Source organism: Leptospiraceae bacterium, from assembly GCA_024233835.1.
In the GTDB taxonomy this organism is placed as follows: domain Bacteria; phylum Spirochaetota; class Leptospiria; order Leptospirales; family Leptospiraceae; genus JACKPC01.
In genome coordinates this window covers 619,951-632,007 of sequence record JACKPC010000002.1, presented here as the reverse complement: position 1 = coordinate 632,007, position 12,057 = coordinate 619,951, and the positions used below count along the sequence as shown (strand labels likewise).

Genomic DNA, 12,057 nt, shown 5'->3' with positions numbered 1-12,057 from the left:
TAAAATTTCCTTTGTTAGTAGTAAATTTTTTCTGACAAAGGAAATTAATGAACTGATGGTTTAAAGCTAATATGTCTTATGATGCTAATATTCTCATAGGATAAAATTAGAAGATGAATGTTGTTTTGTTTATCTCGGAATAAAACAATTCCTCCGATACCTAAGGTATTGCTATCAATCCACTTATTCTCTTCGTCTAATAATAGGATACTCAGAGGTAGAGCTACTGGTTTGTTTTTGAGTAAATCTTCATATTTTATAAAAAAAGGATGCGAATTTATACCCAAAGGTCGATATATGCCCCTGTGGTAGTTGCGCAGATTGCCGGGAGGAATGTCGGAAGAAGAGAAGCCTGTTATTATCAATCGATTTACTTCTTTCAATACCGGATCACGAAAAAAAACTTCTAACTCTAAAAGAATGTTAGGACTTGCAGGAGTATCAATTGTTCTTAGAGCTACTTCTTCTATATTTCTAATTCGGTTATATTCTATGGATTTCTTTTTTGTTATATCATAATATCCCGGTTGTATAAAACTGGAAAACTTAATATTCTTTTCATAAAAGTCTTTCCAGTAAAATAGGTTTTTTAAGAAAATAAATTTTCGTTTTCGCTTCTGTTCTGACCGGAAGAATATCCTTTCATCCAGATGGTCCTGGAAGTTTAATTTTTTTACACTATTTACTTTCCGAATTTTGTCGAGGGGAATTACCTTTTTCTCCGGCTTAAACCATCCATATTCTACCAGTGCTGCTATATCGATATAGGAATCGGCAGTTTTGCTTTCGTATATTTTTTTATACCATCCGGGAGGAAACTGAAACCAGGATTGATAGAGAAGTTTTTTAGAATTATCTTCATTCACAAAAATTTGCAATTCCCAGTTAAAAGCAAGCAGGCTATTGCAGGAAAGCTCGAGAGAGTAGACTCTTTTTTTTTCATATCCATCTCCTCCTTCCAGGGAAAATTTAGAGTAATCCGGTTTAAATTGTACCTGCAAACGGCTTTTTTCTTTGGAATAGACGGTGATTTCTTTTAAAAATTTATGTTTTTTTACCCAGGAAGGGTAGATAGGTATCCAATAAGAAAGATCAATTTCACTTAAAATGATTTTTGAAACATGCTTTTGATTCGGAACAATTACCAGATCAAATAGACTTTCATGGCGATGGTAGAGGAGTAATTTCCTACCATTATAATTTCCAAATTGAGAGCTTAATGGATAAGGACTCTTAGCCTGGAACGAAATTGCGTCTGTTTCTTTAAGTTCAATTTCTGTAAAACGGAAATGCTCATAGTGCTTACTAAAATAAAAATGAAAGGAAATGACTACAAGGAGACTAAAAAGTATAAGATAAATAAGATATTTATAAAATATCCTCATTCTTCTTTGGGAATGATGGCTGACCTGGCTTCTTCTATACTGTTGAAAAGTTTAATGTATTGGTGCAGACTGGTATACTGAAAAACTTCGTATATCCTGTTATTAATATTAATAAAATTAAGGTTATAGCCCACTTTTTGTAGCCTGGCGTGTTCTCGCATGAAAACAGCAAGGCCGGAAGAATCCAGATAATCAATATGCTCCATATTAATTATAATTAAATGCTTTTCTTCCTCAAATAGTTCATCTAACACTTTTTTTAGGCGTGGAGCTGTGTAAATTTCAATATTTTTGGTTATGGTAATAAGGATAATACCTTTCTCAAGTTCTTCTTTTAGTATTTCCATGTATGACTTTTACTTTTTTAAATAAAAAATGTAAAGCAATTATTTATCTAATTCATCGGGACATTTTATGAAAAGCTTAAGAGCCTTCATGATTTAAACCGATTCGAAAGCAAAAAAATAGGATAAGGATGGAAACGAATAGTATCATCCAACTATAATCTCGATCTTGAACTCCAAAAGTAGCCAGTAAAGACAGAGAAGTTGCGGATATTGAAAGAAGCAAAATAAGCCCCAGGTTTTTTGGATATTTTTTTCTAAAATAGTAGCTTATGATCATGTAAAGGGCTGTTGAAAAACCCAGAATGATATTGACAAAATTGACAATAAGAAAAATTCTTTCCATACTTACACTCCAAACACTTATATTTAATTTCATGAAAAAAGTCTACTGATAAAAAAATCTTTATATCGAAGTATGGATTTTTCTCAAGCTTAATTTTTAGGATTAGATCGGGAAAAAAACTTGCTAGAATCGGATTTAAATATATAAGCAAAGTTATCTAAGTTTATAAAAGAATAAGAGATGAATTTCAATAATTTTTATTTTAATTACCCTGTAATATCTATGCTGGAGAACTTTTTTCTCTTCTTTGCCTGTAGTTATTTTTTATTTAGAATTCCCAAAAAAACTACTGCTACTTATTACCTTTCCTTGATTAATTTCTTTGGTGTTTTTGTTAGTTTTGGTTATGCCATGACACAGGGCATTTATGCAAATTCGGCTGCCTTCCGATTGATGACATTATTTGCCATCCCGATCCACTTCTTATTATATCCGCAGTTTAGTTTACATTTCCCTAAATTAACTAATCCGGGTCTTGCCAGATTTCTTTTATGGTTGGAGTTACTTATTACATTTGTGGTTTTGGTTTATGGGGCTGTACTTGTTTTTCAGCGTCCCTATTCATTTAATTTTGATGGAGAATACTATGAATTTGATTATCCTGATTTTCTAAAAGTTTATGGCCTCGTGACCCTTTCATTTATTTTCATTTCCCTATTTGTATCATTATGGAGAGTTTTTACTTTAAAAGATCGAGACAGATATTATCATATACTAATATTAGTATCTCTCATTATTGCACTTTTGATTCCGGGGCTCGCGAACGTTGCTAATAAATTGGGACTGGTGCCGAGAGAAGTCTATCTCGTTACGGTAAGCCTTTTTACACTTACCGGCATGTTTATGCTACTTGTTGCATTTATTAATCATACACAGGATAAAACAACATTTATGGTGAAGATCCTGGGTGTCAGTTTTCTTGTTTTTATGGTGATATATAATTTTTTAGCTTTCTTTATTTTAGAAGAAAGAGAAAGGTCATACCAAATTCTTAAAAAGCACGATGTTAGTCTGGCTATTGAAGATATACAGGATCTGGAGGATCTGAGTTATGTGATTTCGTATAGGTCTGAGTCCGGGGCTTTGAAGTTGAATACTATAAAGGAGGAGTTTGAACGAGAATTTGTTGATAATATTGATTTACAAAAAGCCTATTACTTAAACTTTTTATTTCAGAAAGTGAAAGAGCAAAAGGACATTGAAAATTTCTGGAATGCTTTTATTTTATCGAGACCCTTCAAGCAGGAGAGGAGTTTTATACAACCTTTCCATGAACTCTTGCTGAGACAATTGAATGAAGATTTTAGTTCTGAAAATGTTAAAAAAGTGAATTTCGAAATACAGAACCTATTAATGAAAAATTATAGCAGTATGAGCCAGGTTCCTGCGGCAAAATTTAAGAAGTATATTGAAAAACTTTTAGAGGATAAAAATCCAAAATCTGCTTCTTTTCGTAAGGCAATAATCATTTTCCTTAAAGACCATGTCGGTTTAGAGGGAGATATACTAAAAACTGTAATATTACAATTTTATAAACCATTCCCGAAAGAGGGAGATAAAATTTTTAGAGAGTGTAAAAAGACAGGCAAACACTTCATTGCGTTTATAAAGTATGATGTGAAAAAAGAAACTTACTATGAAGTGGGTTTTCAATATCGATATTACAGAAAATATATTCATGAGCAGGCCAGAATATTTGTGTATTTACTAATATTTGCTTTAATTTTAATTTTTGGAGGAACGCCTATTTTCCTATCAAGGGCATTGCTTCTTCCGCTTCAAGAATTATTAAATGGTTTGAGAAGAGTTAAGAAGGGAAATTTGAACGTGGAAGTTGCTGTTCATGTGCAGGATGAAATAGGATTTTTAAGTACCTCTTTTAATTCCATGGTGAAATCAATCCGGGAATCCAAAGTAAAATTAGAAGAGTATTCTAATCAGTTGGAAGAAAAAGTTGAGGAAAGAACAAAAGAGTTATTAGTGTCTTTAAGTGAGGTTCAAAAATTAAAAGTTCAACAGGATGGAGATTACTTTCTTACAAGTTTATTATTGAAACCTTTTGACTCAAATTACATTTCTGCCGGAGACTTTATTGTTGATTCCTATGTAAAGCAAAAAAAAGAATTTCAATTTCGCGGAAGAAATTATGAAATCGGAGGAGATATATGTGTAGCTTATAAAATTTCTCTAAAAGGCAAAGAATATCTGGTATTCTTAAATGCAGATGCTATGGGAAAATCCATACAGGGAGCAGGAGGAATTTTGGTACTGGGTTCTGTTTTTCAATCGATTATACAAAGAACTCAAACCTATTCTTATATGAGAGATTTAAGTCCTGAGAAATGGTTAAAATCCGGTTTTAAAGAAATGCATAAAGTATTCGAGGGTTTTGATGGCTCTATGCTCATTTCTATCATATTTGGATTAATCGATGTAAGTTCCGGTTTTCTTTACTACATTAATGCTGAACATCCCTGGATAATCTTATATAGAGATAGTGTAGCAGAATTTATAGAAAAAGAATTATATTTTAGGAAGTTGGGTACACCGGGTTTAAATACTGAATTGTTTATCTCCACTTTTCAATTGCAAAGGGGGGATATGTTGATTATTGGTTCTGATGGTAAAGATGATCTTGTAATGGAAAAAACGGAAGACTCCCGGATAATTAATGAAGATGAAAATTTGTTCTTGAGAAATGTTGAACAGGTCAAGGGAGATGTTAAAAAAATGTATTCCTTCATAAGTGAAAAATATGAGTTAATGGATGATTTTTCTGTTTTGTCTATTCAGTATTTAGATAGGAATAATGATTCATTTGAAGACTACAAGTATGAGGAGAAGGCGAGAGAAATAGAAAAAAGTGAGAACTTAAATTATACAATTCAAGAAATAGAAAAATTATTTATCGAGATTCCTAATAATTTGTATATCGCTTCCAGACTCATTAAGTTATATATGAGAAAAAAAGACTATAAGTCCGCTGCCAAAATTAGCCATATCTATCTTAATAGAAATGAAGCTGATACATCGGTTCTTTTAAAAGCATCCTATTGCTTAAAGATGAATAAAGAATTGGAAGAAGCGATTGAAATAGCAGAAAGAATACGGCTTCGAGAGCCTTATAATTTAAGGAATTTGATTCATCTTGCTGATATGTATGCTTATATAGGAATTTATGAAAAGGCAAATAAGATGATCCAAAAAGCCGTAAAACTAGAGCCTGATAATCAAGCGATTCAAAAAATTCTAACAACCATAGAGAAATTAAAGAAAAAAGGATAGTCTAATAAACCAAATGAATTGGATATTAATTATAATAAGTGTTTTTATTTTTTATTGTACAGATTCTCTAAAAAATAAAAATGAAAGTATAAAAGAAGGAATAAAGGATACGAAGAACTTGGAAAATAAGGTAATAAAGACAGAAGAAGAATGGAAAGCAATCTTGAAACCGGAAGAGTATAAGGTTTTAAGAGAAAAGGGAACAGAGAGGGCTTTTACAGGGGAGTATTATGATCTCAAAAAGAAGGGAAAATACTATTGCCGTGCCTGCGGAAATCTTCTGTTTGAATCAAAAACAAAATATGATTCAGGAAGTGGATGGCCAAGTTTTTACAAACCTGTGGATAATCAAAATATAGAAACCGAGGTAGATAAAAGTCTATTTGTGACAAGAACAGAAATTCATTGTGCTCGCTGTGGAGGTCATTTAGGTCATGTTTTTGAAGACGGACCGGATCCAACAGGACTCAGGTATTGTATAAACTCTCTTTCTTTAAAGTTTGTTGAAGAATAGATAAACCTTTATTGTGCATTGATATAGGAAATGAGAGCTAAAAAAAACTCCTTGACAGTTAATTGCCGAAGATCATAAAATATATTAGTATATAATAATATACAAATTATCTATATATTTTTATATTTAGCAACAACAAATTAGGAGGAAAGATGAGATTAATTGTTATATCAAATCGATTACCGCTAACATTAACTGAAAAAAATGGAAAATATGAATATAAGCAGAGTGTAGGAGGGCTGGCTACAGGTATTATGTCATACCTTGATAAACTCAGAGAAAATTCAAGTGAAAAAGTAGAGTATGTCTGGCTAGGATGGCCCGGTTTAAGCCCCAAAACAGAAAGTAAGAAAAAAGAATTAAAGAAAACCTTATTAGAAGATTATAATTGTTTCCCTGTTTTCTTCCCGGAAAAGGCGAAGGATAAGTTTTATAACGGTTTTTGCAACAAAACTATATGGCCCTTGTTCCACTATTTTACTATGTTAACAGTTTACGATGATGAGTTTTGGAATCAATATAAACTTGTTAATGAAGAATTTAAAAAAGCAGTAATGGAAATTATACAGGAAGGAGATATTATTTGGGTTCATGATTACCATTTAATGTTGCTTCCTGAGTTAATAAGAAAATCTACTTCTCTGGAAACAAAAATTGGTTATTTTTTGCATATACCCTTTCCGGCTTATGAATTATTTCGACTATTACCCAGAGAATGGGCAAAAGAAATATTAAATGGTTTATTAGGTTCCGATATTATAGGTTTCCATACTCATGATTATACCAAATACTTTATGACCAGTGTTCTTAGAATTTTAGGCTATGAGCATAACATGGGAAAAATACTCTTAAATGACAGGGTTGTTTTAGCTGAAACCTATCCGATGGGAATTGATTTTAAAAAATTTAGTGAAACTGCAAAGAGTGAAGACGTTGAAAAAGAAATTCAAAACTACAGATTGAAGTTTAAAACAAATAAGTTGATTTTATCAATAGATCGACTCGATTATACCAAGGGTCTTATCAATCGCTTGAAAGGTTATGAATCATTTTTGAAAGATAATCCAAACTGGATTGGTAAGGTAAACTTGTTATTAATTGTTGTACCTTCGAGGGAAGGTGTGGAGCATTACCAGAGTATGAAAAAACAGATTGATGAGTTGGTTGGAAAAATAAACGGTCATTACGGTACTCTGGAATGGCAACCTATTATTTATCAATACCGTTCTTTTGTTCTAAACCAATTAGTTGCTTTGTATTCTATGAGTGATGCTATGCTGGTAACTCCACTCCGAGACGGAATGAATTTGGTGGCAAAAGAGTATATTGCATCCAAGGTAGATAAAAAAGGAGTTTTGATCTTAAGTGAGATGGCAGGTGCTGCCAGTGAATTGGGTGAGTCGGTTCAGGTAAATCCGAATGATATAAGTTCTATTGCATTAGCTATACAGCAATCGTTGGAAATGCCTGTAGAAGAGCAGGTAAAACGAAATACCATTATGCAGAAAAGATTAAAACGATATAATATTACAAAATGGGCAACTGATTTTATTGACTCTATAGAAGAAGTCAAGAAAGAACAAAAAGGCCTGCTTGCCAGTCATTTGTCTAATGATATAGAAAACCAAATAATACAGGACTTTCATTCTTCCAATAAAAAAGCACTCTTTTTTGATTACGATGGTACACTTGTCCCGCTTGCCAGTACTCCGGAGAAGGCAGTTCCGGGTCATGACTTACTAAAGCTTTTGGAAGAGATTTCTAATATACCGGGAACTGATATTTTTATTATAAGCGGAAGAGATAAGGAATTCTTAGAAAAATGGTTTGGTTCTCTTCGAGAGTTGAATTTTGTAGCTGAACACGGGATCTGGAAAAAGGAAAAGCAATATAACTGGGAACTCATGAATAATATTTCCGTAGATTGGATGTCTACTATTTTACCTATCCTTGAATTGTACTCAGATAGGGTGCCCGGTTCCTTTGTCGAAGAAAAAGAGTATTCCCTGGCCTGGCATTTTAGGAAAGCTGATGTAGAATCCGGTCCTGTCTATGCACAGAACCTGATTGATAGCTTACAGAATTTAACAGCAAGAATGGAATTACAAATATTAAGAGGAAATAAGGTTATTGAAATTAAAAATTCTGCTTTGAACAAAGGTACTGCTTTAAACTACTATTTAAGAAAAAATGATTATGATTTTGTTCTGGTAATTGGTGATGATGTAACAGATGAGGATATGTTCAAGGTTCAATATGAACCCTCCTATTCGGTTAAAGTTGGTTTAAAATCTACACATGCACGATATAGTGTATATGATTATAGAGATGTAAGAAACATTTTGGAGAAACTTTTAAAAAAGGAAGATATATAATGAAAGAAACAAGTGTAGATTACGATCCGAATAATGAGAAAGATTATAAACCTTTAGAAGCTTATGGTTTAATAGGGGATAAAAGAACTGCTATTCTGGTAGGCTCGGATGGTTCTATAGATTGGGCCTGTTTACCGGATTTTGATAGCCCCTCGGTATTTGCTTCCATTTTAGATCCGAAAGCTGGTAGATATTACATTCGTCCTGTATTGGAATATAAGGCTTTGCAAAAATATGAAACACGAACCAATATTATTGTTACAGAATTTAGAACTAAAACGGGTGTAGTAAGAATCCGTAACTTTATGCCCTATATTCCAAATCGTAAAGTACCAACAGCAGAAATTCATAGGTATGTAGAATGCATAAGTGGAAAAGTAGAACTTGAATTACTATTTGCACCGAGGTTTGATTACGGGCGTAAGCTTCCGGAATTTGAGTTAAGTGATTGGGGGCTTAGAGCCTATGATAAGGATGAAGAGTATTCAATCACCCTATTAACTGAGATTAAAATGCAAGTTAAAGAAAATTCAGCGACTGCCAGGTTTACTATATCAGCCGGAGAAGAAACTCCTTTTGTTGCAGATTGGGGAGCAAGGACTACGCATCCGGTAGCCAGTTACGAAACCTTACGTCAGCTCAGGAGAGTGAGAAAATTCTGGCAGGATTGGATAGGGAATTTAAAGTATTACGGTCGATACCAGGAGCAGGTAGAGAGAAGTTTACTTATTTTGAAACTGCTAATATATGAGCCTACCGGAGCTATTGTGGCAGCACCCACTACTTCTTTACCGGAATGGATAGGTCATTCCAGAAATTGGGATTACCGGTATTCCTGGGTCAGAGACTCTGCATTTATCTTGCGAGCTTTATTTCGAAGCGGGTTTATGGAAGAGGGGATAAATTATTTTGATTGGATTCTGCAACAATTTGTAGAATCTGATATAGATGAAAAAGATGGTCTTCTTAAAGTGATGTATGGAATTCGAGGTGAAAAAAGCTTACCCGAAACAGAGCTCCCTCTCAGGGGGTATATGGATTCAAGACCGGTTCGAATCGGAAATGGAGCTGTTGAGCAATTGCAGTTGGATATTTATGGAAGTCTATTAGATGCTGCTCATTTATATAATGAAATGGGAGGAATTATAACTATAACCGAATGGGAAAAGCTACAATACCTGGTAGAGTTTGTCAGGAAAAATTGGCAGAAGCCGGATTCGGGTATCTGGGAAGTCCGCTCTGAACCCAAGCATCACACCTATTCCAAAGTATGGGCCTGGGTGGCTATGGATAGGGGAATTAAAATAGCTAAGAAGCTGCGAATTCCGGCACCTATTGAAAAATGGGAAGAGGTAAGGAATGAAATTCAAAAAGAGGTACTGGCAAGAGCCTGGAACCCCTGGTTAAAAGCTTTTACCTCTTACTATGGTTCTTCTGATTTAGATGCATCTATATTAGTAATGCCTGAAGTAGGATTTATTGATGTAAAAGATTCCCAGTTTCAATCCAGTTTAGATGCGATAATAAAACATCTGGTTTCCGGAGAACTTCCCTTACTTTATCGTTATCTCAGTGATGATGGGGTTGGTGGCAAAGAAGGAGCCTTTCTCTTACCTTCCTTTTGGTTGGTAGATCTATATGCGATGTCCGATGATCTGCAAAATGCAAGAAAACTTTTTGAATCCTTAATTGGTATGGCAAGTCCTATGGGTTTATTGGGAGAGGAAATTCATCCTGAAACCCAGGAAATGCTGGGAAATTATCCTCAGGGATTTAGTCATCTCGGTCTTGTGAATGCAGCCTGGAAAATAGATTCTGCTTCTTTCAGGAATAATAATTCACGACTGACTGTAAAATGAAATGTAATATAGGGGTTTTCTAAAAAAGCCCCTTGCTTCAGGATCGTAGCAGTAAGAAAAACTTCTGAAATTTTTCTTGCATAAGAATTTGGGTATCAGCTTTATTGGAACTACTTTTCACCCGTATATTTAACTCTATCAGGCTATCATAAATGAAGGAGAGTATGAAATCATTAAACATAGATAATTCTTTTCTTAATTTATTTTTCATAAAGTATTTTCGTTTATCGGAGTATGAGGACATACCCAGAACTTCAAAAAGCTTATCATCATTGTCTTTAATCCTTGTAAAAGCAATTTTAGATTTTCTTAATTCATCTGCCCGATGAAGTAAAGCATTTAGAAGAGAAAGAGTGTTCATCATACTCTCTTCACTTTTTTTCAATTTAGCTAACTCCCGAAAAAATTCTCTTTTATCACCTGAAAAAAATAAGTCAGTGATATGAAAAGGATTAAAATCAACGTTTCCAAATAGAGCTTCTTCTATATCTTCTAGTGTGTATTCTTTTTTATTTAATAAGAGTTTTAATTTTTGAATATTTTTTAAGTAAGAACCGGTGTTGGGAGGAATGCGGTGGATAAACTCATCGCTGGCTGCCGGATCTAAAGTGATTTTCTCAAACTTTAAAATACTTTCTAAGGCTGCTTTTTTTTCATTCGGATAAAAGTTCCTGTTTTTAAGAAGGCCCAATTTGTGTTGAAACATAGATAATAATTTGGAAGGAATATCTTTATCGTCATAGTGAATGAGAAGATAGACTTTCTCAGAAAGTTCGGGGATACTTCGTTTGAAATTATCATACAGGGCTTTACCTTTTGCAAGAAGTAGGGGCTTAAAGAAGTCTGAACCCGATTTAATAATGATTAATTTCAAACTGCTAAACATACTCAGATTAAAAACTTCAGAAAACATCTTTTCCAAATCCCCGGGTTCTGAAACAAAAATGGCTACCTCAAAGGCTTCTCCCTTGCTTTTTAAAATCTCCCTGTAATGGTCTGCGAGAATATCAAACTCATAGGAATCAAGTGAGCAATAAATCATCAGGTTAGGTAAGTCTGTTTTTGCCTTTTCTCTGAATTCAAGGTAATTTTTGTATTGGCTGATTTCAATCTTCTGTGCCATGATTCTTTTATCCAAAATAAAAAATGCCGGGAAAAATTGTATGAGAATTTCTGTTGGTGTTCAAAAAATATCAAAAGGGTAGGATAGGCCCTCATTTTTTTCGGGGAGCCGGCGATTAAAGAAATACTCCCGGCTTTTAAGAAGGGCGTAATTCTGGATATAATAGTTTAATCAATATATTTGGATAATTTTTCTATAAACAAAAAAAACTTTCTTAGAGGAAAGCCTACAACATTCATGTAAGAACCCTCATATTTTCCTACAGGTGATTCCCTGTCCTGTATTCCATAAGCACCTGCTTTGTCAAAAGGCCTGTAATTTTCTACATAGTAATTGATTTCTTCGTTAGTCCAGGGTTTAAAATAAACATCTGTTTTATCATATTCATAAAAAATTTCATCTTCCTCCGTTCGAATTCCCAGACCCGAATAAACGGAATGAATATTACCGGAAAGTAGCTTTAGCATCTGGAAGGCTTCTTCCGGACCGAGAGGTTTCTGTAGTATTTGTTGATTGTAGACAACGATAGTATCTGAAGAAAGGTATGTGTTTCCCGGTTTGTTGGATTTCATTTCTAATTTACCCAGAGTAACCCGTTTTAAATAATCAAAAACGGCTTCTCCTCGTAATTGTTCTTCCGGGTAGAGGGAAGGTTCAACCAGGAATTGAAAGCCCAGGCTCTTGAGAATTTCCATTCTTCTTGGTGACTTAGATTTTAAGATAAGCATATACGGATTTTCGGGATATATCCGTCCAGGCTTTATTGTTTAGATAGTGCCGGCGCAGGAAAGCTATATCATTACCCACTTTTCTTTTAGAAAAAAGA

General features: G+C 33.8%; 9 protein-coding genes. 4 read left to right on the top strand and 5 right to left on the bottom strand.

Features of this window, described 5'->3' with window-relative positions; translation table 11 throughout:
* Positions 1-44 precede the first annotated feature (44 nt).
* The 3 genes from H7A25_12075 to H7A25_12065 form a co-directional block, all read right to left on the bottom strand.
* Positions 45-1,385 carry a hypothetical protein gene (locus tag H7A25_12075; protein MCP5500636.1) on the bottom strand — a complete coding sequence of 447 codons (1,341 nt, stop codon included), beginning with the start codon at positions 1,383-1,385 and terminating at the stop codon, positions 45-47.
* Positions 1,382-1,732, bottom strand: a complete 351-nt coding sequence (locus tag H7A25_12070; GenBank protein ID MCP5500635.1) for an STAS domain-containing protein — start codon at positions 1,730-1,732, stop codon at positions 1,382-1,384. Before H7A25_12070 ends, H7A25_12075 begins: the two co-directional genes overlap by 4 nt.
* A 76-nt stretch (positions 1,733-1,808) precedes the next feature.
* Complete coding sequence (locus H7A25_12065) at positions 1,809-2,075, bottom strand: hypothetical protein (GenBank protein MCP5500634.1); 267 nt, start codon at positions 2,073-2,075, stop codon at positions 1,809-1,811.
* A 222-nt stretch (positions 2,076-2,297) separates the two neighbouring features.
* On the opposite strand from H7A25_12065, the gene H7A25_12060 reads away from it, so the two are divergent.
* The 4 genes from H7A25_12060 to H7A25_12045 all read left to right on the top strand — a co-directional run bounded on the left by H7A25_12060 (position 2,298) and on the right by H7A25_12045 (position 10,108).
* The gene (locus H7A25_12060) at positions 2,298-5,360 is read left to right on the top strand and encodes a SpoIIE family protein phosphatase (GenBank protein ID MCP5500633.1); all 3,063 of its coding nucleotides are present in this window, start codon (positions 2,298-2,300) and stop codon (positions 5,358-5,360) included.
* Positions 5,361-5,373: 13 nt separating this feature from the next.
* Positions 5,374-5,874, top strand: a complete 501-nt coding sequence (gene msrB / locus H7A25_12055) for a peptide-methionine (R)-S-oxide reductase MsrB (protein MCP5500632.1) — start codon at positions 5,374-5,376, stop codon at positions 5,872-5,874.
* Positions 5,875-6,026: 152 nt separating this feature from the next.
* A complete protein-coding gene (locus H7A25_12050; GenBank protein MCP5500631.1) occupies positions 6,027-8,249 on the top strand; it encodes a bifunctional alpha,alpha-trehalose-phosphate synthase (UDP-forming)/trehalose-phosphatase in 2,223 nt (740 codons plus the stop codon).
* A complete protein-coding gene (locus H7A25_12045; GenBank protein ID MCP5500630.1) occupies positions 8,249-10,108 on the top strand; it encodes a glycoside hydrolase family 15 protein in 1,860 nt (619 codons plus the stop codon). The genes H7A25_12050 and H7A25_12045 overlap by 1 nt, the downstream gene beginning before the upstream one ends.
* A 37-nt stretch (positions 10,109-10,145) precedes the next feature.
* On the opposite strand, the gene H7A25_12040 is transcribed toward H7A25_12045, so the two are convergent.
* Both H7A25_12040 and maf read right to left on the bottom strand, forming a co-directional pair.
* The gene (locus tag H7A25_12040) at positions 10,146-11,231 is read right to left on the bottom strand and encodes a DNA polymerase III subunit delta (protein MCP5500629.1); all 1,086 of its coding nucleotides are present in this window, start codon (positions 11,229-11,231) and stop codon (positions 10,146-10,148) included.
* 167 nt (positions 11,232-11,398) lie between these two features.
* The gene (gene maf / locus H7A25_12035) at positions 11,399-11,959 is read right to left on the bottom strand and encodes a septum formation protein Maf (protein ID MCP5500628.1); all 561 of its coding nucleotides are present in this window, start codon (positions 11,957-11,959) and stop codon (positions 11,399-11,401) included.
* Positions 11,960-12,057: the final 98 nt, after the last annotated feature.

Excerpts from the sequence above, each read along its gene's own strand:
- H7A25_12075 (MCP5500636.1), bottom strand. The coding sequence starts at position 1,385 with ATGAGGATATTTTATAAATATCTTATTTATCTTATACTTTTTAGTCTC.
- H7A25_12070 (MCP5500635.1), bottom strand. The coding sequence starts at position 1,732 with ATGGAAATACTAAAAGAAGAACTTGAGAAAGGTATTATCCTTATTACC.
- H7A25_12065 (MCP5500634.1), bottom strand. The coding sequence starts at position 2,075 with ATGGAAAGAATTTTTCTTATTGTCAATTTTGTCAATATCATTCTGGGT.
- H7A25_12060 (MCP5500633.1), top strand. The coding sequence starts at position 2,298 with ATGCTGGAGAACTTTTTTCTCTTCTTTGCCTGTAGTTATTTTTTATTT.
- msrB (MCP5500632.1), top strand. The coding sequence starts at position 5,374 with ATGAATTGGATATTAATTATAATAAGTGTTTTTATTTTTTATTGTACA.
- H7A25_12050 (MCP5500631.1), top strand. The coding sequence starts at position 6,027 with ATGAGATTAATTGTTATATCAAATCGATTACCGCTAACATTAACTGAA.
- H7A25_12045 (MCP5500630.1), top strand. The coding sequence starts at position 8,249 with ATGAAAGAAACAAGTGTAGATTACGATCCGAATAATGAGAAAGATTAT.
- H7A25_12040 (MCP5500629.1), bottom strand. The coding sequence starts at position 11,231 with ATGGCACAGAAGATTGAAATCAGCCAATACAAAAATTACCTTGAATTC.
- maf (MCP5500628.1), bottom strand. The coding sequence starts at position 11,959 with ATGCTTATCTTAAAATCTAAGTCACCAAGAAGAATGGAAATTCTCAAG.